We start from the raw sequence: 21,595 nt of genomic DNA, 5'->3' as shown, positions 1-21,595 counted from the left end.
TATGAGCGCAATTAGCATTGAAAGAGAACCCGCTAAAGTCCCGGTAATGCGCGTCCCATTGCTGCTGACAATTGTGTTTGTATGTGGCATGTCGGTAATGGCGATACAGATGTGCGCCAGTCGCTTAATTGCCCCTTTTTTTGGCACTTCCTTGATTATTTGGGCAAATCTAATCGGTTTTACCATGATATTTCTGGCAACTGGTTATTATCTGGGTGGTCGTATTGCTGATAAGTATCCTCAACCTGCGGTATTGTATCGGCTTATTGCCATAGCAGCCATCTTTACCGCCTTAATACCTGCGCTTTCTTCACCGCTAATGGATTTGGTGGGTAGCGCATTTAAAAGCGCCAATGGTGGGATATTCTTCGGGTCGCTTTTCAGCATATTGCTATTGTTTGCAGTACCTTTGGCGCTGTTAGGCTGTGTATCCCCCTTTGCGGTAAGGCTACGGGTAGCGCAAATCGGCTCTGCCGGTAAAACCGCCGGAGGAATTTCTTCATTAAACACGCTGGGGAGTATTATCGGCACCTTTATTCCGGTGCTACTACTTATTCCCTCTATCGGTACACGCTTTACCATTTATATTTTCGCTTTTGCCTTACTGGCGTTCTCGTTGGTGGGGTTGTATTTAGCGCAAAAAAACTGTAAGTAAAGCATTATTTGAATGCGTTAGCGGCAAAATAAACTGGACATTATCTCAATAAGGAGAAAATTTGTGAGAATTAAAATTAAAAGGCGCGTACGTACCAGTAGCTCAGAACAATGGGCGCTATTTGATGCCGATGTGATGGATGAGAATGAACAGCCCACTAATATCGGTAAGGCGGATGTTCACTACGACCCGGAAATGGTATTCGTAACCATGCTGCTTTGGTCGGAGTTTACCGAAACGCTGGATGAAACTACCGTGCAGCAGGTTATTGATGAGATTATGGATGAAATTACCGAACCGGTGGGTGCGGCAGGCGATTTCAGCCTTGACTTTTTCACTCCTAGCCTCAAAGATTACAAATTCCAGACTAGCCTTGAAGATGAGGATGAATGGGATGAGGACGAAGAAGATGATGATGAAGAACCGCATGAGCGGAATGGTAAGAATCCTTGGAATTAGTAAAATTTAACAGAATCCGCTCTAACATTTCACCTGTTGGGTTAGCATCTTTGATGCTATCAAGGGTATAATTATATTTCTAATTAATACTCTTGATAGGCAAAAATGATGCTAACCTCTAAAACTTCATATCTAGATAACCATGATGATAGGGTAGATGCTGCTTGTGTACCTTGCGTAGCAGAAGCAGTTTTACCTGAAGTAAGCTCATCCGAAGCTGCAACTCTCGCGGAGAGTCTTTCTCAAAAGTACCCTCAAACTGTTGCCGCCCTTCGTCAAATTGAGGGCGGTCTTCAGCACCTTACATATATCACTGCTATTGAAGAACGCTGGAAAAAAATAGCCAGAGGTGAAATGCCGCAAGAGGGTGAAACCCTGCAATACGTTCCTTTTGAAGCCAACTTGCCGCCTTCAACTGAAGAATATGATTTGGTATATTGCGGGGGCGTGCTGGGTTTGTTTAGCGCGGCGGTAATGGCACGCAAGGGCTACCGCGTGTTGGTTTTCGACCAACGGCGGGTAGGTACTAGCCATCGCGAGTGGAACATCAGCGATGAAGAACTGGAAAAATTCGTTGAAGTCGGTCTGTTTACCCGCGAAGAACTTGAACAAGCGGTATCTTCTCGCTATAAACGCGGGGTAATACGCTTTTATAACAAGAATATAGGGGTAAAACCGTCAGAATTATGGCTTGACCGCGTTCTGGATGTCGCAATTGACCTCGGCACTTTGTTGGAAATGGCAAGGCACAAATTTGAAGAGGCGGGCGGAGTCATTCGTGATTTTCGTTCCTTTAAAAAGGTCTATGTCACTGAGCGGGGTAAAGTGCGTTCGGTGGTGGAGGTGCAAAACCAAGCGGGTGAGCTTGAATACTATAAAGCACGCCTGACGGTTAATGCGCTCGGTTCGATTTCACCCCTTTCGCTTGTACTTCAAAACGGCAAACCTTTTCATGGAGTTTGCCCTACAGTTGGTTCAACCGCTATTAACTTTAAAACGGGCAAGGGCGAAAAAGAAGTTGACTCTGAAATTGGTGATGTGCTTCTGACGGTTGCACATGCCCAATCTGGGCGGCAATTGATTTGGGAAGGATTCCCCGGCAGACATGGTGAAATGACGGTGTATGTATTTTACTATGATACCGTTTCTCCTGATAAAGCTGCCAAACAAAGCCTACTCGACCTTTTTGAGCGTTATTTCGAGCTTTTAAGCTCGTACAAAGAACCGGGTGAAGGATTCGCGCATATCAAGCCGGTGTATGGTTATATTCCGGCGCGACACTTTCAAAATGAGGTGGTAAGCGCCAGCAAACGCGGGATAATCTCGGTGGGTGATGCTACTTCGCCCCAATCCGCTCTTACTTTTTGTGGGTTTGGTTCGCAGGTGAGAAATTTACCGCGCCTGACTCGCTTGCTTGACCACGCGCTCAGGGAGGAATTGCTTGAGGAAAAGGACTTGCGTAGAATCGGTGCGCACCAAACTAATATTAGCCAACTCTGGGTGTTCAGCCGTTTCATGCAGCCTATCAAGGCTGATGAACGTCCTGAAGATGTAAACCGGATTATGAACGTTTTTTGCGACAACTTGAATCGCCTTGGACCTGCTTTGACCCGGCGCTTTTTTCAAGATAAAGTTCTTTGGAGCGACTATAACCGGATTACTTTTGGCACTGCGATTCGTTATCCTAAAGTTTACCCTCTTACCTTTGAAAACATCGGGATGAAGGGGGTGTGGCATTGGGTGGTGGATTATATACGCTTGAGCAGAGAAGCCATTTTGTGTGGGCTTTACCGCAAAATGGGGCAGAAACGACAGGCTAAATTGCTCAACTGGTTGGAAAAACGTGATAAGTCGTTAGCGTTGGCGCTTTCGGCGCGATATGAAGAATGGCATGCCAGTGGCTGGTTATAGCAGTTCTGGTAGTTTTTATTTAGGAGATAACTGGTTAAATGCAGAAAATTGATTTATCAAAACTAGTCTTAAAGGGCGTGGTTAAAAAGAATTATTCGATTAATGCCAACGCTGATTTGATATACGAATACCTTAGCGATGTCCGTATTCTTTTGAAACATGTACCAAATGTTACCAAGATACAACTTCGCCCTAATAGCGGGAGGGCGCGACTCTACTTAAATTTTAATGTGCTGGCAGTTTCAATTGATGCGGTGGTAGATATTGACCCCGTTTTCAATCAGGAAACTCGTAATATCCAATTTACCAACCCGGAAACCCCTTTTGCGCCCATCCCCAGTGGTTTTGTAACTGGTACTTTTGTGGCTGATATGAGTGTTGCCCCTAAGGATGATGGCAATTCTCGCATCACCAGTCAGTTAACGCTAGGCTTCGACTCGAAGCAAGTGGATATGATTTCGATGTTCTCTCGAAGCTTTGTCCAGTCTAAGGGTCCCGGTTTGCTTCAGGAATATATGGAACGTTTAAGCCTTGAGTATGTCACTCGTCTTGCCGATCATTTTTCAGTGTGGCAACGCGAGCGCAAAAAAGCAGTCTAAAAACTGACTTATTAACAGTATGACCCTTATTCATAGCGGATAAGGGTTTTTATTTACCTTAATGCAAAGCTTACAACTTAAATTCCATCTGAATTTGCCCATCTGTTTGTGATTCTAATCAAGTTGGGTAATATCCGGTTCATAGCGGTTTGGGCTACATAAAGGAATCCTTGTTTGAGTGTGCCTAGCGCGATGCTCGTATTTCGCACATTTATGAAGACACAAGGGCAGTGTAGCGTATGATTATAGCGTAGGAACTTGCTAAAAGCTGTTAGGAAGGATTAAACTTTAATAGGGTAGAGGCTTTGCTTGTCTGCCCTTCTAACGTTCTAGTCGCTAAGTTATAATTTGCCATTACATAGAAAGATCCGGAAATGTCTTCCAAAGCATCCGCAGAAACAACTCCATTTGTGCGAAATTGGATTACTAGCGGAGTAGGTAAAGGTTGGTCTATTGCTTTTTGGTTTGCAATTCCGGTTTTATTGCGGTTGGTCTTTATGCCTGTTAGCCACTACTGGGATACCCAGATTTGGTATTCATTTTTCGCCGATATAAAATTCGATCATTCCCCCTATGATACCCTGCAAACGCTTTCTTATGAAACCCGTTCCGAGCGAATTTATCCCTACTACGAGTACTTCGCTTACCCTCCCGGCATCTTGTATCTGTATTACCCTGTCGGCAAATTCTATGCTTTACTAGACCCTAATTTAAACTATGTGCTTGGTCGTGGTTTTATCCCATTGATAAGCCAGATTCCTTGGTTTTTTTACTTTATTTTCAAAATCCCGGTAATGTTGGCAGATGTGGGTATAATGGCGCTTCTCTGGAAAATGGGCGGTAAGGCTGTGGCACAGCGCTATGCCTATAGTCCTTACGTCATTATGGTGATGATTTGGATGTTTGACCCCATAATGGTTTTCTTCATGTTGTTAGGCGTTTACACGCTGGAGCGTAAAAATTACGATCTGTCTGCAATCTCTTTCGCTCTTGGCACTGTTATAAAATTTGTACCTGTGTTTATACTTCCGGCGATTCTACTTTATCTATTAAGGAAAAATATTACTTTCATAAGTTTATTACGTTACATTGCGGTTTTTGGAATCACAACCGGAGTGCTTATATTTCCCTATCTAAGAGGTACACTTTTCACGCTGGAATTTCATGGGGGACGCATCGGGAGCGGTTTGAGTTGGCAATCCATTTTCAACCTAGTGTTGGCATGGGCTCCCCAATCCATGTCAATAAGTTATGCAACTGCGCTTTCCGCTTCAATTGGAAGTCTATTCTTGTTAATAGGAATGCTGGTAGTTTATGCCTATACCTACCGTATGAATCTGACTCTTAACTCTACTATTGTGGTGACATTACTGGGCTATCTGGCTTTCACCAAAATTGTAAATGAGGTTTACGCTCTAGCGGTAATCCCTTTTATTTTGCTGGAGCTAAAAACGCACACCTCTGCTAAAAAAGAGCGTTTTTACAAATTGTTTTGGTCAATTCCATTGGGTTGGGCTATCATTAATGTACCAGCCTATCTAGGGTTTGCTTGGATAAGCGCTACTTTTGATGCTTTTAATTATCCTTCCTTGGTAGGCTTGTCAGATTTGAGCGATCAAAAGAGTCCTATGCTGATCTACTTTGTGGTTGGTTCATTTTATACTCTCTTATGTTTGTTCGGGATTCCACTTTTTAGTATTAAGGAAACCAAAAACTAGGATTGTTAGACCAACCCAGAAAGGAGTTGTCTGCTTGAGCATACCAGAAACGGAAGAAAAAGCGTCAGCAAAAAGCCCGATAATGCGTTTTATCACATACTTGCTGGATAAGCAGATTCACTTTATTGTGTTGGGATTGGCAGTAGCGTATCTGACTTATTCGTGGTTTTCAATTCAGGTGAAGTACACCCAGATTCAATCCTATGATTTCATGGGTGTCATTACTATCTCATATCGTGATACAAACATGTTTTTTTTCCGTGATACAAGCGATAATCGTCCGGTGATTGCAACCCAGACCAATGACCGTTTGCTGGAATATAAAGACTCAAATAGTATCATTACGGTAAATGGAATTAGCACAAAATTATGGGATACTTCTCATGGCTATAATCTAGATTCCCAGAATGCCAAATTGTACCAGTCAATGAGTCGTGATGATTGGGTAGTATTCAAAGAAGTTACGGTTGGACCTGACAATAAAAGAACGCTGGTGGAATATTATTATCGTAATGATAAGAGAGCTTCGGATGTGAGTCTAGAATTGGGACACTACGGCAATTTTGTTTCCACCAACATAGATAAGGACAATTTTGAGGCGGTAGTGGGTAGCGGTCTTTATGTGGTGACACCCAAAGCAGGGCAGGCAAGCGGGCAAACCGGATCAGAACCCTCTGTTAGTGGGTGGGGTTCCACGCAATCGCAAACGCCCCGTTATCGGGTGAATCTCAAAATCAACACTGTTGCACTAAAAAATGTAGAGATAACTGTTAAAAACGGTAGTGACCTGAACGAGCAAGGCAACCTGAAAAATGTTGTTACTAATTATTCTCTGAAATCTGTTTCGTTGAACCAGCGCGTGTTATTGGCTTCGGAGGAGATTATCTGGCAGGGCTATAAGTGAAAGTGTTACAACAGCAATGAGAACATATAAAGAACGAATATGCCCAACTTGCGATAAAGTGTGGTATCACCGCAATGGCGGTACAAGCCGAACAAGGCAATGCCCTGAGTGCAGGGCAGTAGCGCATTTACCAACAGGAAAACCGAGCGATGCCTCGTTTTTTATCGAACCGTTGCTGGAGGCAGGGTACACCCAAACTGCCATAGCCAAAAAGTTTGGAGTATCCAGACAGCGCATACACCAATTGGTTAAACGCCTTGAACGTTCCGGCAATAAAACCTTGAACGTCCCGAATGTCCCCACCCAGCTTAATAATTAAAATGTTGTGTCGAACTTGTGGCATGTGGCTACTTCTGTTGTATGTTTTAATCTGGGATTAATCTTTGCAACTTTCCCCGGTTTCTGCACGTATATTTCAGATGCATTAATTAGAGAAAGTGAAAGGAACATATAAATTGTTTGACATAAATACAAAGACGCTGGAAGAAATTGAAAAAACCCTAAGCGAACATGGCATCTTTACCGATGATGAGACTGAAATGAAAGTAGCGAATGGTGAGGAGGCTATTACCCCTTTAATTGCGATTAGCGAAGTCGAAGCTACCATTGAACCTAGCCATAAGTCGCTGGCGCGAATCAATATACCGGTGCGCCACAATGAAAAGCTGACCGCTATTCTTGAGCGGGTCAATCATGATATTGAGCTACAAACTATGTGGCGTTGTGCCAATATCAATGCGGTTGATAGGCTTGGTATCAGCGACCATGGGCGTGTGCATGTGCAGATTGTGGCGAATATCGGTCTTAAGATGTTACGTCTGTTGCACGAAGCGGGGGTTGTACCCGGTATCGTCCAGCATCACAATCTGAGTTTTGAAGATGCGGAAGTGGTGGTAGCGCTAGGCGCGTTACTGCACGACATCGGTATTTGTGTGCATCGCGAAGAGCATGAGCATCATAGCTTGTGGCTTGCCGATAGTAAAATGCGCGAATTACTAGATGGGATATATGATGTGGAACATCGTACCATCGTTAAATCGGAAGCGCTGCATGCCATAATAGCCCATGCGCGTAGTCAGAAATGCCTGACTATCGAAGCGGGAGTGGTGAAAGTGGCGGACGCGCTGGATATGGCGAAAGGACGCTCGCGGATACCTTTCGAGGCGGGACACATCAATATTCACTCCGCTTCGGCGTATGCAATTCAGAGTGTTGAGCTAAAAGCCGGTATAGAAAAGCCGATTCACATTCAAGTGAATATGAGCAATTCCGCCGGTATTTTCCAGATTGACGAATTGCTCAAGAAAAAAATCCAGAATAGCAGCATCAAGGATTATCTGGAACTCGTTGCCAGTATCAGCGCTGAAACCGAAGAGAAGCTAATCCCGGTTTACCACATGTAAAATTAGCTTTTCAAGCCAACCACTTGAGGAAAAAATCGCGGGCGGCGCGTCTGCCTTCGCTCGTGAAGCCTGCGCTCATATGCCCAAGCGGCACGCGGGTTATCATAGCGCTCCACTGTTGCGCCAGTTTTTCGGTTTCGGAAACCGGACAAGCCCTGTCGGCAATAGCCTCAATAATCAAGATACGCTGTGAATCAATAGCAGGTTTATGATTGGCGGGGTTAATTGCTGCCAGCGCTTCTTCGGTTTGTGCCTCCGAAATACCCAATTTTTCTAAGTCTTTACGCACCAATCGGGTGTAGGTGCTGTGCCAAAGCGAGGCGCTGGCGCTAACTGCCGGGATAATCAATACCCCACACGTAATAGAGGGTTCTGCCACAAGTACCAACCCGCTCATCAACCCTCCGAGACTTTTGCCGAGTAAGCCAATTTGTTTAACTCCGCGCCCTCTTAGCCATTTTATGATAGCCCGGATGTCGGCAACTGCCTGTCGCGCCCCTTCAAACCCTGCCTTAAGGTCGGCGGTTATGCTCATTTCACCGCTTTGCGCGCCGGGTGGGGTGCGGCTCATATGGAAAGGCAGTTCCAGCATTAACACGTTATAGCCAAGCAATTCGACCCATCCTATGGGGAGACGCAACCATATATGGGGGTCGTAAGCCATCCAGCCATGCGCGAAAACAATGGTAGGCACTTTCTCTCTGCCGGGCTGATATAACCACCATGCCTTTACAATATCATTCGATGGGTTTCCGGTAGGCATTGGGCTGGGAAAGCTGAGTTGCTCTAGTTGGTATTCAACCCCTACCGCAAAAAGCTGGGGAGGGCGCTTGCTGATTTTTCGGCTAATGAGCGGCATTTCCGGCTCAGGAAAAAGGGTTTGAACCGGCACTCCACGCCATGCGGCGAGCTTAGCCAATTCTTCAGGCTTACAACTCTGCTGGTGCAACTTGTGTCGTTGTACCTGCATCAGGGTTGTAAGGGTTACGAAACTAATTTCGTCAAAAGCTGATCCAAGTTTTTCAATCATAATAAAAATCTCTAACGGGGTTTCTCAAGTCTTACAGCGAAAAATAAAGCAATTTCACGGTTAGCATAGTATGAGCTATTGTAACCGCAGAAGAAAAAGCCATGTTGCTGGCAAAAAGCAATTGCCGGGTAGTTTTTGGTTTGAAGCTCTACCATTATGGAGCGCAAGCGGTAACGGTCAGCCCAACGGCGCACTTCGGTGAAAAGGGCAGTTCCGATACCTCTGCGACGGTACTCCATTTGAATACTGGCGCTGGTAATCCAAGCAATATGGCGTGGACCATCCACCGTCAAACCTACATAGCCGATTAATTCCTTATGGGTTTGTGCTGCTCCTGTTTTGGGCGAGTGTGCCGGATCATAGGCTTCCGCTACTAGCAGAAAATCGGTGCGCTTCCACTCACTCAACAGGTATTGGTCGCTCCAAGGAGAAGGCATTGCCAATGGTCGCGGCAAGCGACTCGGCACAAATTCAACTTTGTAAGAAGGCAATTGACGTTTATCAGGTTTACCGACCAACTGGGAACGGGCTTTAGAGGGTTGTGCATCAGCTTCTTCCTGATAATCATTATGGTCGTTAAAATTTTCCGTCATCTGCCAGACATGGGTAGTAACGTAGCCGCTGTCAATTTCGAGGCATAAAGGCAGGTCATCTAGTTCGGCGGCGCGTAGCCGGTAAGTTAGCGGTGTAGGCATAATGTATTTCAGCAGCTAATTACTATTTCAACAAGAGCCTTTTTTAGTTTAACACATGTCTTATTCGGCTGCATACCTCTGAAGTAGGTCTAAAGTATTATTGAATATTACCAATAATGATAATATAATCATTTATGGGAACGGTAAATCTTGCATAGTAAAAGAGGTTTTTTTGAAAGAACTGAATAAAAAGCTAGAATTAATACTGCATCCGGTGAGAATCAGGATATTAACCGCGTTGCATAATCGCAACCTTACTCCGCAAGAACTATCGGATGAACTGGTTTCGGTGCCATCCGCCACACTTTATCGGCAGCTTAATCGTATGTTGGAGGGTGGGCTGGTAAAAGTAGCGGAAGAGCGTCCGGTACGAGGTACGGTTGAAAAAGTCTATGCTCTTAATCTGGAAGCGCCGGGTTTTACGCAGGCTGATTTGGAAAAAGCTACCCGCGAAGATTTACTCCAGCTTTTTACGCTTTTCAATATTTCACTAATCGGCGATTTCTCGCGTTACTTGCAAGCGGTTGAAAAGCCTGATTTCGGGAGGGATGGGGTGTCTTTTACTAAAGCGCCGTTATATCTGAGTGATGAAGAATTAGCTCTTTTGAACAGACAGATAGCCGAGCTTTTGTTAAAGGCACTTGAGAACAAACCCTCGCCGGAAAGGCGCTACCGTTTCTGGAGCGCTATTGTGATGCCATCGCTAGAGCAATCTGATAACGGAAAGGAGTTGGGCGACTGAGTTCACAGCCGCTCTTAAATTATGGATACAGGCACAATAATTATGGCAGTTTTGCCACTGGTTTTTATCTCGCTGGCTTTGGAGATTTGGGCGTTGATAGATTTAATCCGCCGCGACCGCCGGGAAGTACAGGGCGAAAACAAGTGGATTTGGGTGGCTATCATAGTGTTAATTAGCACCATAGGCTCGATTGTGTATCTGTTAGCCGGGCGCAAGCCACGCATAGAAGGTATGGAGTAGCCATGAGTGATGCGATTGTATGTGAGGGGCTGACAAAGCAATATAACTCGCGGGTGGTACTTAATAATCTTTTTCTGAAAATCCCGGAAAATACTGTCTTCGGTTTTCTTGGACCTAACGGAGCGGGAAAAACCACTACGATGAAGATTTTAACCGGTCAAATCAAGCCTTCTGGTGGCAAAGCTCATGTGGCAGGGGTAGAAGTGAAAATTGGTTCACCGGAGAGTCGACGCTTTACCGGATATTTGACCGAGACTCCCAACTATTACGGCTGGATGACCGGGCGAGAATTGCTGGAATGGGTGGGCGAACTTTTTGGTATGACCGCTTCAGATCGGAAGGCGCGTTCCAAAGAATTATTGCGGTTGGTGGGCATTGAAGAGGCGGGGAATCGCAAGGTTGTTACTTATAGCGGAGGCATGCGCCAACGTCTTGGCATCGCTCAAGCGTTAGTGAATCGTCCGAGAGTGGTTTTTCTGGATGAACCTGTGAGCGCACTCGATCCTGTTGGTAGGCGGGATGTGTTGTTGTTGCTGGATCGTATTCGGCAAGATACCACCGTCTTTATGTCCAGCCATGTGTTGACGGATGTAGATAGAGTTTGCGACCATGTTGCCATTCTCGATAAAGGCAATCTGATAGTGACAGGCTCTACAAGTGAGCTTAAAGAGCGTTATTCCCATCCTGCTCTCTGGATAACTCTGGAAGGAGGCTACCCGGAAGCCTTGAAGCTGGCGGAAAGCTTGAAAACTCTACCGGAAGTCAAATATGCCATCCCGGACGAATACGGGCGAGTTAACCTTGAACTGGTAAATGAACAGGCTGTTCATAAAGCCGGGCAATATATCCCACATATGATTAGTGAAATGAACTTGAATCTGGCGGGTTATCAGGCTGCTATACCAAATTTAGAAGAAATATTTATCAGGGTCGTAAATCAAAAAGAAGAGGTTAAGCAAGCATGAATACCACAATACCACTGCTAAAAAAAGAAATGCTAGAACAATGGCGCACCAATAAACTGATAATAGCTTTTGTGGCTTTTGTAATAACGGGTTTGCAAGGTCCGGTAATTTCTAAAATTTTGCCGGATATAGTAAAAAATGCCGGCGGTAGTATGAGCGGCATGCAAATTATTATTCCAAAACAAACCAGCCTCGATGCAATTTTATCTTTTTTCAATAGTATGGCTACTATGCCGGCGCTGGTAATGATTTTGCTGGCGATGGGTTCTATTGCCGGGGAGCGTGAGAGAGGCACGCTAGTTTTTATGCTCACCAAGCCCGTAAGTCGCACCAGCGTAATCCTAACAAAATACTTTACATACTTGGCGGTAGTGGTAAGCGCAACACTGGTAAGCGCATTGGTATCAGGCTATTACACAATATTACTGTTTGATAGCGCTTTTCAATTCGGTAATTATTTGATGTTGAATCTGACAATGATAATATTCGAGGCTTTTCTCCTTGCAATAATAATACTTGCCAGTAGTCTTTTCAAAAGCGGGATTGCAGCGGGGGGCATCAGTTTGTTGGCAGTGTTAGTTTTTACCACTGTCATACAATTTTTGCCAAGCTATCAAAAATATTCCCCGCAGGCTGTATTTGACCCCACATTTGGCAGGGAATTGATGACCGGAGTTGCGCCACTTTCTGATCTATTTCTGCCAAATTTGGTTGGTATAGCTTTAACAGGGTTGGTTCTGGGGATGGCTTGCTTTGCTTCAGAACGCCGCGAGATTTAAAGCAGCCTCAAAGTAAGCGGATACGCTCTTTTCCCTTTGTGGCGCTTGATGCTAAAATAGCAGATATGAGCCTGAGTTAATCTTTATCTGGTTTCTTCAAAGGGATTTGTTGATGAAAATTTTGCCTGAACCGATTACCCGTCTGATAGATGAATTGAACAAATTACCCACTATCGGACCTAAAACCGCTTCTCGGCTCGCTTTTTATATTTTGCGCGAACCGAAAGACGATGCCGAAGCATTGGCTCGCGCTATACGCGATGTCAAGGAACATGTTACCTATTGCTCGGTATGTTACAACCTCAGCGATGGCGAACTATGCACCGTCTGTAGCAGCAAAGAACGTGACCGCAGCGTGCTGTGCGTGGTGGAAGACCCGTTGGATGTGCTGGCTATCGAGAAAACGCATGAGTTTAGCGGGATGTACCATATCCTGCATGGGCATATTGATCCGTTAAACAACGTAGGTCCTGAAGACTTGCGTATACGGGAGCTAATCAATCGGGTGAAATTGAATACGGGCGAAATCAAAGAAGTGATTCTGGCGTTGAATCCTAGCGTAGAAAGTCGCCCCACCGCCCATTACTTGCATCGCCAACTTGTGACAACTGGGGTTCATCTTACACAATTGGCAACAGGCTTGCCCGCAGGTGGCGACCTAGAATATGCCGATGAAATTACCCTTTCCAATGCGCTAAAAGGGCGCAGAACAATTTAGGGGGAAATTATGTTTCCACAAGATGAATACACCCCACACGGTTATCTCGATAACCCCGCGCATGCTTGGAAAATCCCGGGTCCGGGTGGGGTGCTGCGTTCACGCCCTGCTATCGGGATGGGCTGGCGCTATCCAAGCTATGCCGCTGCTTACAACCTCAAATTCGTTTACACCTGCCATTTACAAATCGGTTTGGCTCTAGAAGATGGGACGATGTTGCTGGACAGTGGCGATTTCAAACGTGGCGGTGTCCGACTAAAGAGCGGTTATCACAGCAAGAGCATACTGCGCTTTGATTTTCAGGTAGGAGAAATCAGCGGTAATGCCGGGTTTTTTGTGGGCGACCCTGAAGGTGGCAACGCATTGCTATGCGATTTATCAATCCACAATCTAAGTTCAGTTCGGCGCAACATCGGGGTGCTGGCTGTACTGGATTACGAGCGCAATTTGGGGCAGGGCTTTACATGGGAAAGCGGAATGTATGCGCGTTCGTATGAGAATCCCGATTATGCTGGAGAAAATAGCCGGGTACTTGCCGGGCATACGTTGGGTGTTTATCAAGAAGGCACGCAATTTCATTTAGCGGTAACTTCTTTGGATTCTGAAAATGCGCCACCTGTAAGTAACTATTCTAACCTACCAGATTTTGAATCAGTTAGAGAGGCTTTAAGCAAAGGGAAACCCGCAACGGCAAGCGGCAACCGCCGTATCAGCCTTAGCCGCATAGAACTGGATTTGCCTCCCTCCAAGAATGGGCAAAGCCCTGCTAAACGTCTATTGTTGGCGGTAGGGCGCGGCGAAAGCGAGAAACAGGCGATTGATATTATTTCGCCGTTGCTGGCGGTTAATGGGCATGCTGCTCAGGAAATTGCCGAGCATTATCGCAATGAGGATGGCGAATTTTGGGAGAATGCTCCCAAACTGAGCGGGGATTGGTCTCCTTACTTGCGGCGCGGCGTAATTTATGATGCTGAAACCCTGCGTACTCTTGCGCGTCGCCCTGCCGGAATCTACCGTCACCGCTGGGATGCCATGCAACTGCAAGTACCCCGCGTGGTATTGGCAGAAGCCGCTTTGGATATGCTCATTCTGAGCTACGCCGACCCGGAAACCGCTAAAGAAGTATTGCTCGGTACTTTCGCCGACTCGCCCGAACCTAACATCCCGTGTAGCCGCGAAGATGGTTCGTACAACATGATAGCCGCAGATGGCACACCCTGCGGAACTGCTCCCGAATGGTGCTTTCCGTTTCACTGTGTTGACCTCGTTTATTTGAAAACGGGCGACCACAAATGGTTGGCGCAGCTTTACCCCTACCTTGAGGATTATATCGGTTTTTGGATTACGCAACGTTTGGATGCACAGGGTCGCCCTTTTTATATGTGTAGTTGGGAAGCAGGGCAGGATAACTCACCCCGTTTCGGTATCACGGATGACCCTAGCGGCGGCGGGGCGCTCACTAGGCACATCTACCCGGTTGATTTACAGGCGGCGTTGGCGCAAGCATGCCGTTTGCTGGCACAATGGGGCGCAGAATTAGGGCAAGACTCTTCTCGTTGGCAAGCATTGGGCGACAGTTTTGCGCTTGCCACTCAGCGTATGTTCCATAACGGCTGGTTCCACGATTTCGACACTCGTCAGAACCGCTTTACCGAGGCGCTGGATACAATGCAGTTAGCACCTTTGCTGTGTCGCGTTGCCACCCCTGAGCAAGTGCAAGCCCTTTATTCTACGCTGGAGAATCCGCCTAAACACGGTCAGGTATTTCATCCTTTGATGTGGCCTAGTGTGGCTTTTTGCCTAATTGAGGCTTGTCACCAGAGCGGTAGAGCCGACCTAGCAGCGCGTCATAGCTGGAATATCATCGCCCCTGTATATCGCTGGCTCGATTCTGACCCTGCCAATGTAGAAGTTGATAGCGGAGGGTTGCCGGGTAATGCCCGCGAATACTGGACGCAAATTGTCGCGCCGAACGCAGAACCACCTATAGGCGGTGGTGGCGCAGAGGTTTATGGTTGGGGTTGCCTGACCTCCCTGTTATTGTTCCGTTATGTTGTCGGGTTTGTAGAAGAAGAGCATGGCTTCAGCCTAACTCCAAGTCTGCCTCCCGAACTATTGCAAGCTGGCAAAACCTACCGCATCAGCCCGTTGCGCTGCCGAAATGCCAAAGTCGCCCTTAGCTATACTGTGGCTAATAAGCTCGAAATCACGCTTGAAATCTATTGTGAACGAGCGGCGGCAATAGCCATAAAAGATAACGGCGGTAATTTGCTATACGAAGTGCCTCAAGCTAATAATCACACTTTTCGGTTAGCCCTTGTCAATGCCGATTCGATTGATGTCTCAATAATTTAGCATACAAAGAACCAAGCCCCGGTTTTTTGTAGCGGAAGTCACCCGGAAGGGTGGCTATTTTTGCTATACTCGTATGCAGAAAACTCGATTTGATTTTAATATATTTTCTGGCGTTATCACGCCAACATATAAATGTGCCGGAGGTGTAGTATGACCCGTTTTGAAGAGACCATTCTTATTGGCGACCCTGCTTTGCGTGGGGAAACTCCAATGGATATACGTTCCCTTCAGATGCTCTATCGTCAATCGCAAGCGCAGCAGTTAGTCCAACAAATCAAGGCGTGGGGCTTGAATCCCGATGAGATAGAGTATTATCAGGCGAGCTTTGAGAAAAACCTATGCCCCGGCACCGGTTTTGAAAGCGAAGGCGGGATTCTTTACAATCGGCGTACCGGCGTTTCAGTGCCTGTTTTGCTGGAATGGGTTTGTCAGTGGAATTGTGGACTACCTCAGTGGCGTGGGCAGTACAAACCAAAGGTGGAAACTTGCCAACCTACCTACTTCTTCACCTCCTATTTGGATGATGACATTGCTAAGTTAAGATAATTACTGTCGAATTTTTCACCCCTCTACTGAATAAGATAGAGGGGTTTTGTTTTTATGGGCGCGGTTGGTTTGTGGTAAAATTTGAAAGTTCGCAACCTGCATTTGCACATTTCTGAGAAAGGCTGAGGAGTGATGGAAGAGAAAAAGACCAACGGTAACAACAAAAGAAGTCTTAAAATACGCAGCGGTATGACTACAGATGGGCTTGAACGTTCCCCAAACCGCTCTATGCTGCGGGCGGTGGGTTTTACCGATGAAGATTTTACCAAGCCGATGATTGGCGTTGCCAGCACGTGGGCGGAAATTACCCCCTGCAACTACCACATCAATAAACTTGCTGAAAAGGTCAAGGAAGGTGTACGTACCGGTGGCGGAGTGCCCCAGATTTTCAATACAATTACCGTAAGCGATGGAATCTCAATGGGTCACGAAGGCATGAAGTATTCGCTGCCTAGCCGTGAAGTTATTGCCGATAGCATCGAATTAGTGTCTAACGCCATGCGCTATGATGGGGTAATTGCTATTGGGGGTTGCGACAAAAATATGCCGGGCTGCCTTATGGCGTTGGCGCGTCTGAATATTCCTAGCATTTTTGTTTACGGTGGTACGATTATGCCGGGTACTTGCGGCGGGCGCGATGTTGACATTGTAAGCGTTTTTGAAGCGGTAGGGCAATACGGCGCAGGTACAATCTCGCTTGAACAACTTAAGGATGTAGAAGATAACGCTATTCCCGGCGCGGGTAGTTGCGGTGGTATGTACACTGCCAATACAATGGCGAGCGCATTTGAAGCTTTAGGAATGAGCTTGCCGGGCAGCAGTTCTATGCCTGCTGTTAGTAGCCGCAAGGAGAGAGAGTGCTTTGAAGCGGGACAAGCGCTGGTTAAACTTCTTGAATTGAACCTGAGACCAAAAGATATTCTAACTAAGGATGCCTTCGAGAACGCTATAACGCTGGTAATGGCATTGGGCGGTTCTACTAACGCGGTGTTGCACCTCATCGCGATTGCTCGCCAAATTGACGTAGATTTGAGCATGGAAGACTTTGACCGTATTAGCCAACGTGTGCCTCACCTTGCCGACCTCAAACCGGGTGGAAAGTATGTAATGGTTGACCTCGACCGAGTGGGCGGTGTGCAAGCGGTACTAAAAGTTCTGCTGAAAGCGGGCTTGCTACATGGCGATGCAATGACCGTATCGGGCAAGACTCTTGCCGAGAACCTCGAACAGGCACCCGACCTCGCGCTTAACCAGACTGTAGTTATGCCTTTGGATAACCCGTTACGTGCGACCGGTCCGTTAGTTATTCTTAAGGGCAACCTCTCACCGGAAGGCGCGGTTTGCAAGATTGCCGGGCTGAAAGAAACCATCCATCGAGGACCTGCTATAGTCTTTGATTGCGAGGAGGATTGCTTCAAAGCGATTATGGAGGATCAGGTTAAGGCTGGTGATGTGGTAGTGATTCGTTACGAAGGACCAAAAGGCGGTCCCGGCATGCGCGAAATGTTGGCAGTAACCAGCGCGATTATGGGTAAAGGTCTTGGCGACTCGGTGGGATTAATTACTGATGGGCGTTTTAGCGGCGGTACACACGGCATGGTAGTCGGTCATATTGCGCCGGAAGCCGCGCTAGGTGGTCCAATCGGACTGGTGCAAAACGGCGATATTATCGAGATTAATGCCGATACCTACTCATTGAATCTGGAAGTTTCGGAGGAGGAACTGGCGAAACGGCTTGAGGGTTGGACTGCTCCAGTACCACGCTACACTCGCGGTGTACTGTCGAAATACGCCAAACTGGTGCGTTCGGCGGCGGAAGGCGCAATCACCGATTAGATGGAATCGCACAATATTCTGGGAGTGCGGGTTGACGATGTGACATTGGACGACGCGGTCGCGCTCATCGAAGGGTGGGCGCATGAAAAAGTCTCACCCGCTCGCCTCATTGTCACTGCAAACCCAGAATATGTTATGGCAGCGCGGCGCAATTCTTCTTTTCGGAAATTGGTCAACTCTGCGGCGCTGGTAACACCTGATGGGGTTGGGCTTATTTACGCCGGGCGATTGCTACGACAGCCTTTCCGAAGCAGGGTGACAGGCGTGGCTTTGGTGCATGCGTTGGCAAAGCGTAGCGCGGAAAGCGATTTGAGCTTGTTTCTGTTAGGTGCGGCTGAGGGAGTGGCGGAAGCGGCTGCCGAGTCCCTTCGCAAACAGTATCCGGGCGTGAAAATCGCCGGGTGTTTTGCTGGAAACGCTGCTCCAGAAGGCGATTCCGAGACGCTGGAAAAAGTTCATGAGGCGCAACCACATGTTGTATTGGTTGCTTATGGAATGCTGAAACAAGATTACTGGGCTGCACGTAACTTAACTAAGAGCGGTGCGGCTCTCTCAATCGGCGTAGGCGGCGTTTTTGATTACATTTCAGGACGCGCTCAGCTTGCCCCGTTATGGGTTAGGCGCATCGGTTTGGAATGGCTATATCGCCTAGTGCGAGAACCCCGGCGCTGGCGGCGTATTTTAGTGGCTGTGCCTTATTTTGGTGCAGCGGTATTGCTGGAAGCAGCCCGTCAGCGGTTACGTTAGTCTGGAGTAAATGGTGTCAACATCACATCGAAATGAAATAGATAGCAATCCGAACCCTGAAGACCGTATTTATCTTAAATGCGGTGAGTGTGGCAAAGCAGTATTAACCCGCGAGATGACTTTAATTGCGGAAGGGGTGCGTTGCCGGGAGTGTATGGCAAAAATTGATTCGGGCTACGTCTCTTTCAAGGCAAAACTTAATGGGGCTGCACCTTCACCCCAATTTGCCGGAACTGCCAACGAACCTCCGCCGCAAGCTACACGACCTGTAATTGAAATCAACGTAGATACCACTTTCTGCAAACGCCATCCCGCAATAGAAACAGGCTTGAAATGCGGGCGTTGCGGCACACCTATTTGTCCGCGCTGTATGGTTTATACCCCAGTTGGCGTACGCTGCCCGGATTGCGCCCGAACTCCCGTGCCAACAGTTGGTGTGGCTGGAAACGCACAGGCACAATCCAAACCACGTGATACCGGATTCCGCACTTATTGGAAGCGCGACAATCGGCATGAATCCCTTCGTCCACGTCACTATGTGCTGGCAATGCTGGCGGCAATTGGGGCGGCGTTAGTCTCTGCGCTGGTGTGGGGTTTTCTACTGGGCAATACATTCAGGGGTGTACCTGCTTTTGTAGCCGAGTCAGACTGGTTTTCTACCACAATAAGCGGGGAGCCTAATGTGTTGGCGCAATTAGTCACGCTCTCTTTTATTGGTTCAATCCATCTTTTCCCGGAAATATTTCTGTCATTAGTGGTGAGTGAAGCGATTTCACGGGTTACTGGGGATAAACGTGGGCGCGGCATGCAGTTTATTGCGGTTGGGAGCGTGCTGCTAGGCATATTCTTTACCTTTGTAGTGTTGGGCGCACGCATTTTCATAAATTACAGCAATGGGGGTTTTCCACCGCTTATGGATTTGCTCGGTTCGGCAATAGCGGCATTCGGGCAGATGTTTCAGGGCGCTAATTTGGCGGTGCCTATTTTTTGGTTTGTAGCTTTGGCTTTGTCGTGGATGCGTCTTAGTCGATAAAAATAAAATATGACTATTTCAGAACGTCTTAGGAGTTACTTGCCCCTTTTTGAGGGTAAAAGCGTAGTGGTGGTAGGAGACCTCTACCACGATGAATATATTATGGGTAAGCCTAGCCGTATTTCGCGGGAAGCCCCCATTGTGGTGTTGGAATACCGCAGTCGCCGTATTGTGCCGGGAGGGGCAACCGCTCCCGCTTGTAATGTGGTTGCGCTTGGAGGCAAGGCATACCAGTTAGGTGTAATCGGTGACGACTCGCCCGGAAGTGAGTTGCTGGAAGCTCTCAGTTCAAGGGGGGTTGACATTGCCGGGTGTGTAGTTGACGCTGCACGTCCTACCACCAATAAATTAAGAGTAATTGCCGAAGGAGACCATATCTTTCCACAGCAAGTCGCTCGTATAGACCATGCCGTTCGTACTCCAATTAGCGGTGAGGTAGAGCGACAGTTGATAGATTACCTACGACGCATTACTCCGAAGGTTGATGCAATTTTGTTTTCAGATTATAAATGTGGGGTAGTACAGGAAAGAGTTATCTCGGCGGCGTTGGAGGTAGCAGTAGAGTATAACACTCCCATCATCGTTGACTCTCAGGGAGATTTGAGCAGTTTTCGGCGTTGTACCCTGATTAAATGCAATTTACAGGAAGCAGAAGCCTATCTTGGTTTTACGCTAGAAAATGAAAGCATCTTTGCAGAAGCGATGAAGCGTCTTTGCAGCGAATTACAGGCACAGGTGGTAGTAATCACTCGCGGCGCTGATGGTATATCGGTAGTGGATGCGAGCGGACAGTATTTTCACACTCCTGTAGCTGCACCCAGTGAAGTTTTTGATGTCACAGGCGCAGGAGATGCGGTGATTGCTGTGTTGGCGTTGGCGTGGGTGGCTAAAATTCCATTACAGGATGCGACACACTTGGCAAATTCTGCTGGTCAGGTTGTGATTCAAAAACTCGGTAATGCTACAATCTATCGTCGTGATTTGGATGAAGAATTAGGCAAGTTGCGGGGTTAAGATGAACGAGCGAATATTAAAGCGTGAAAAGCTGGCGGAATTTGGTGAAATCTGCCGCAAACAAGGCAAGCGTCTGATTTTTACAAATGGCGTTTTTGATTTGATGCACGTTGGACATGTGCGTTGTTTGAGCGATGCTCGCAATATGGGCGATTTGCTAGTGGTGGGCGTAAACAGCGATAGCTCTACCCGCAAGTTGAAAGGCACTCTTCGCCCACTTATGCCAGAGCAAGACCGCGCTGAAATGTTGCTTTCTCTGCGCTGTGTGGATTATGTTACTATTTTTGAAGAAATAAGCGCAGATGAAACCCTTACTCTGCTTAAGCCTGCGCTTTATGTAAAAGGTGGGGATTATACCCTTTCTAACCTTTCAGAATCCAAACCGGGCGCCAAACCGTTGATGGAAGAAAAAACCGTTAAGTCCTATGGTGGCGAGATAGAGTTGATTCCTTACATAAAAGGTTATTCTACCACTGAATTGATTGAGAAAATACTAACTGTCTTTCATGCCAAGTAATTGATTGATAATAAAAGTATTTGTATAATGAATTCGCTGTACTTTTCACTAAAGGGCATTATTACAATTTCAATTTGTATAATATTAATATCCAGCTTTATTCTGGCGGTTAGGTTCTTGGACAAAGGAATAACTTTCACCCGCCAACGCGCCATAGTTAAGAACTAAGAAAGGTAGGTTATTACCTATGCAATTGGTAGTGCAGAGCGGTGCTGAGCCTGGACGCACATATGACCTGAGACCCGGCAAATTATCTCTAGGTCGTCAGTCTGTAAATGATGTGGTAATTAGCGATGAACAGGCTTCCCGGCGGCATGCCGACTTGGAGGTGACTGCAAACGGTCTATTAGTAACCGATAACAATTCTGCAAACGGTACTTTCGTTAACGGTACACGGGTTAGTTCGCCTCAGTTGTTAAAACCCGGAGATACTTTGCAAATAGGCACTACTGTGCTAAAACTTGTGGATGGGCAAAGCGGAGCCAGCACCATTCCAAGCGGTTACGAGCAACCTGCTCCTCCCCCCGCTCCAGCACAAGATTATAACGCCCCTTATTCTGTGCCAGCCGCCCCCCAACCGGATTATGGCGCACCTGCTGCCCCAGTCTCTCCTGTCTCCGATTACGGAGCTTATACCCCTCCTGTGCAACCGGCATACGGAGGCTACGAGCAGCCAGCACAGCAGCAATATGGTGGCGGTTACGGTCAGGCGGTACCACCTGCCCAACC

23 protein-coding genes are annotated in these 21,595 nt (G+C 47.0%); 21 read left to right on the top strand and 2 right to left on the bottom strand.

The window, feature by feature from the left end; translation table 11 throughout:
• Nucleotide 1: 1 nt before the first annotated feature.
• The 8 genes from WCK19_RS00115 to WCK19_RS00080 all read left to right on the top strand — a co-directional run bounded on the left by WCK19_RS00115 (nucleotide 2) and on the right by WCK19_RS00080 (nucleotide 7,649).
• Entirely contained in the window at nucleotides 2-655 is a 654-nt protein-coding gene (locus WCK19_RS00115) for a fused MFS/spermidine synthase (protein ID WP_342395303.1), read from the top strand.
• A gap of 63 nt (nucleotides 656-718) precedes the next feature.
• Entirely contained in the window at nucleotides 719-1,114 is a 396-nt protein-coding gene (locus WCK19_RS00110; RefSeq protein WP_342395302.1) for a hypothetical protein, read from the top strand.
• Nucleotides 1,115-1,219: 105 nt separating this feature from the next.
• The gene (locus WCK19_RS00105; protein WP_342395301.1) at nucleotides 1,220-3,025 is read left to right on the top strand and encodes a hypothetical protein; all 1,806 of its coding nucleotides are present in this window, start codon (nucleotides 1,220-1,222) and stop codon (nucleotides 3,023-3,025) included.
• 38 nt (nucleotides 3,026-3,063) lie between these two features.
• Nucleotides 3,064-3,624 carry a hypothetical protein gene (locus WCK19_RS00100; protein WP_342395300.1) on the top strand — a complete coding sequence of 187 codons (561 nt, stop codon included), beginning with the start codon at nucleotides 3,064-3,066 and terminating at the stop codon, nucleotides 3,622-3,624.
• 374 nt (nucleotides 3,625-3,998) lie between these two features.
• Nucleotides 3,999-5,342, top strand: coding sequence for a hypothetical protein (locus WCK19_RS00095; RefSeq protein WP_342395299.1), 1,344 nt, complete (start codon nucleotides 3,999-4,001; stop codon nucleotides 5,340-5,342).
• A gap of 34 nt (nucleotides 5,343-5,376) precedes the next feature.
• A complete protein-coding gene (locus tag WCK19_RS00090; protein ID WP_342395298.1) occupies nucleotides 5,377-6,246 on the top strand; it encodes a hypothetical protein in 870 nt (289 codons plus the stop codon).
• A 16-nt stretch (nucleotides 6,247-6,262) separates the two neighbouring features.
• Nucleotides 6,263-6,565, top strand: coding sequence for a helix-turn-helix domain-containing protein (locus WCK19_RS00085; RefSeq protein WP_342395297.1), 303 nt, complete (start codon nucleotides 6,263-6,265; stop codon nucleotides 6,563-6,565).
• Between the two features lie 136 nt (nucleotides 6,566-6,701).
• Nucleotides 6,702-7,649: an HD domain-containing protein gene (locus WCK19_RS00080; RefSeq protein ID WP_342395296.1), complete on the top strand. Its 948-nt coding sequence runs from the start codon at nucleotides 6,702-6,704 to the stop codon at nucleotides 7,647-7,649.
• A gap of 10 nt (nucleotides 7,650-7,659) precedes the next feature.
• Here the strand turns inward: WCK19_RS00080 and WCK19_RS00075 are convergent, their stop codons facing one another.
• The gene (locus WCK19_RS00075; protein ID WP_342395295.1) at nucleotides 7,660-8,679 is read right to left on the bottom strand and encodes an alpha/beta hydrolase family protein; all 1,020 of its coding nucleotides are present in this window, start codon (nucleotides 8,677-8,679) and stop codon (nucleotides 7,660-7,662) included.
• An 11-nt stretch (nucleotides 8,680-8,690) separates the two neighbouring features.
• The gene (locus tag WCK19_RS00070) at nucleotides 8,691-9,374 is read right to left on the bottom strand and encodes a GNAT family N-acetyltransferase (RefSeq protein ID WP_342395294.1); all 684 of its coding nucleotides are present in this window, start codon (nucleotides 9,372-9,374) and stop codon (nucleotides 8,691-8,693) included.
• Between the two features lie 172 nt (nucleotides 9,375-9,546).
• On the opposite strand from WCK19_RS00070, the gene WCK19_RS00065 reads away from it, so the two are divergent.
• From WCK19_RS00065 to WCK19_RS00005, 13 genes are all read left to right on the top strand, one after another.
• Entirely contained in the window at nucleotides 9,547-10,116 is a 570-nt protein-coding gene (locus tag WCK19_RS00065) for a helix-turn-helix domain-containing protein (protein WP_342395293.1), read from the top strand.
• A 21-nt stretch (nucleotides 10,117-10,137) separates the two neighbouring features.
• A complete protein-coding gene (locus WCK19_RS00060) occupies nucleotides 10,138-10,356 on the top strand; it encodes a PLD nuclease N-terminal domain-containing protein (RefSeq protein ID WP_342395292.1) in 219 nt (72 codons plus the stop codon).
• Nucleotides 10,357-10,358: 2 nt separating this feature from the next.
• On the top strand, nucleotides 10,359-11,321 hold the full coding sequence (locus WCK19_RS00055; protein WP_342395291.1) for an ABC transporter ATP-binding protein: 963 nt from the start codon (nucleotides 10,359-10,361) through the stop codon (nucleotides 11,319-11,321).
• Nucleotides 11,318-12,100 carry an ABC transporter permease subunit gene (locus tag WCK19_RS00050; RefSeq protein ID WP_342395290.1) on the top strand — a complete coding sequence of 261 codons (783 nt, stop codon included), beginning with the start codon at nucleotides 11,318-11,320 and terminating at the stop codon, nucleotides 12,098-12,100. Before WCK19_RS00055 ends, WCK19_RS00050 begins: the two co-directional genes overlap by 4 nt.
• Nucleotides 12,101-12,212: 112 nt before the next feature.
• Nucleotides 12,213-12,818 (top strand): recombination mediator RecR, encoded by a 606-nt coding sequence (gene recR, locus WCK19_RS00045; RefSeq protein WP_342395289.1) that lies wholly within the window; start codon nucleotides 12,213-12,215, stop codon nucleotides 12,816-12,818.
• A 9-nt stretch (nucleotides 12,819-12,827) separates the two neighbouring features.
• Nucleotides 12,828-15,173: a trehalase family glycosidase gene (locus tag WCK19_RS00040; protein ID WP_342395288.1), complete on the top strand. Its 2,346-nt coding sequence runs from the start codon at nucleotides 12,828-12,830 to the stop codon at nucleotides 15,171-15,173.
• Nucleotides 15,174-15,323: 150 nt separating this feature from the next.
• The gene (locus WCK19_RS00035) at nucleotides 15,324-15,719 is read left to right on the top strand and encodes a hypothetical protein (RefSeq protein ID WP_342395287.1); all 396 of its coding nucleotides are present in this window, start codon (nucleotides 15,324-15,326) and stop codon (nucleotides 15,717-15,719) included.
• A gap of 132 nt (nucleotides 15,720-15,851) precedes the next feature.
• Nucleotides 15,852-17,555: a dihydroxy-acid dehydratase gene (gene ilvD / locus WCK19_RS00030; protein WP_342395286.1), complete on the top strand. Its 1,704-nt coding sequence runs from the start codon at nucleotides 15,852-15,854 to the stop codon at nucleotides 17,553-17,555.
• On the top strand, nucleotides 17,556-18,302 hold the full coding sequence (locus WCK19_RS00025) for a WecB/TagA/CpsF family glycosyltransferase (RefSeq protein WP_342395285.1): 747 nt from the start codon (nucleotides 17,556-17,558) through the stop codon (nucleotides 18,300-18,302).
• A gap of 10 nt (nucleotides 18,303-18,312) precedes the next feature.
• Nucleotides 18,313-19,335, top strand: coding sequence for a hypothetical protein (locus WCK19_RS00020; protein ID WP_342395284.1), 1,023 nt, complete (start codon nucleotides 18,313-18,315; stop codon nucleotides 19,333-19,335).
• Between the two features lie 39 nt (nucleotides 19,336-19,374).
• Nucleotides 19,375-20,349 (top strand): bifunctional ADP-heptose synthase, encoded by a 975-nt coding sequence (locus tag WCK19_RS00015; RefSeq protein WP_342395283.1) that lies wholly within the window; start codon nucleotides 19,375-19,377, stop codon nucleotides 20,347-20,349.
• A 1-nt stretch (nucleotide 20,350) separates the two neighbouring features.
• Complete coding sequence (locus WCK19_RS00010) at nucleotides 20,351-20,866, top strand: adenylyltransferase/cytidyltransferase family protein (RefSeq protein WP_342395282.1); 516 nt, start codon at nucleotides 20,351-20,353, stop codon at nucleotides 20,864-20,866.
• A 187-nt stretch (nucleotides 20,867-21,053) separates the two neighbouring features.
• Nucleotides 21,054-21,595: FHA domain-containing protein (locus WCK19_RS00005; RefSeq protein WP_342395281.1), on the top strand; the 542-nt coding region annotated here is incomplete at its 3' end.

The sequence above is a fragment of the Candidatus Chlorohelix sp. genome, assembly GCF_037138995.1.
Lineage (GTDB): Bacteria > Chloroflexota > Chloroflexia > Chloroheliales > Chloroheliaceae > Chlorohelix.
The sequence above is the reverse complement of the archived record's forward strand: the minus strand, read 5'-3'. Positions and strand labels throughout refer to the sequence as shown.

What these genes read in the sequence shown, in the direction of transcription:
- WCK19_RS00115 (WP_342395303.1), top strand. Translation starts at nt 2, where the DNA reads ATGAGCGCAATTAGCATTGAAAGAGAACCCGCTAAAGTCCCGGTAATG.
- WCK19_RS00105 (WP_342395301.1), top strand. Translation starts at nt 1,220, where the DNA reads ATGATGCTAACCTCTAAAACTTCATATCTAGATAACCATGATGATAGG.
- WCK19_RS00100 (WP_342395300.1), top strand. Translation starts at nt 3,064, where the DNA reads ATGCAGAAAATTGATTTATCAAAACTAGTCTTAAAGGGCGTGGTTAAA.
- WCK19_RS00095 (WP_342395299.1), top strand. Translation starts at nt 3,999, where the DNA reads ATGTCTTCCAAAGCATCCGCAGAAACAACTCCATTTGTGCGAAATTGG.
- WCK19_RS00085 (WP_342395297.1), top strand. Translation starts at nt 6,263, where the DNA reads ATGAGAACATATAAAGAACGAATATGCCCAACTTGCGATAAAGTGTGG.
- WCK19_RS00075 (WP_342395295.1), bottom strand. Translation starts at nt 8,679, where the DNA reads ATGATTGAAAAACTTGGATCAGCTTTTGACGAAATTAGTTTCGTAACC.
- WCK19_RS00070 (WP_342395294.1), bottom strand. Translation starts at nt 9,374, where the DNA reads ATGCCTACACCGCTAACTTACCGGCTACGCGCCGCCGAACTAGATGAC.
- WCK19_RS00060 (WP_342395292.1), top strand. Translation starts at nt 10,138, where the DNA reads ATGGATACAGGCACAATAATTATGGCAGTTTTGCCACTGGTTTTTATC.
- WCK19_RS00055 (WP_342395291.1), top strand. Translation starts at nt 10,359, where the DNA reads ATGAGTGATGCGATTGTATGTGAGGGGCTGACAAAGCAATATAACTCG.
- WCK19_RS00050 (WP_342395290.1), top strand. Translation starts at nt 11,318, where the DNA reads ATGAATACCACAATACCACTGCTAAAAAAAGAAATGCTAGAACAATGG.
- recR (WP_342395289.1), top strand. Translation starts at nt 12,213, where the DNA reads ATGAAAATTTTGCCTGAACCGATTACCCGTCTGATAGATGAATTGAAC.
- WCK19_RS00040 (WP_342395288.1), top strand. Translation starts at nt 12,828, where the DNA reads ATGTTTCCACAAGATGAATACACCCCACACGGTTATCTCGATAACCCC.
- WCK19_RS00035 (WP_342395287.1), top strand. Translation starts at nt 15,324, where the DNA reads ATGACCCGTTTTGAAGAGACCATTCTTATTGGCGACCCTGCTTTGCGT.
- ilvD (WP_342395286.1), top strand. Translation starts at nt 15,852, where the DNA reads ATGGAAGAGAAAAAGACCAACGGTAACAACAAAAGAAGTCTTAAAATA.
- WCK19_RS00025 (WP_342395285.1), top strand. Translation starts at nt 17,556, where the DNA reads ATGGAATCGCACAATATTCTGGGAGTGCGGGTTGACGATGTGACATTG.
- WCK19_RS00020 (WP_342395284.1), top strand. Translation starts at nt 18,313, where the DNA reads ATGGTGTCAACATCACATCGAAATGAAATAGATAGCAATCCGAACCCT.
- WCK19_RS00010 (WP_342395282.1), top strand. Translation starts at nt 20,351, where the DNA reads ATGAACGAGCGAATATTAAAGCGTGAAAAGCTGGCGGAATTTGGTGAA.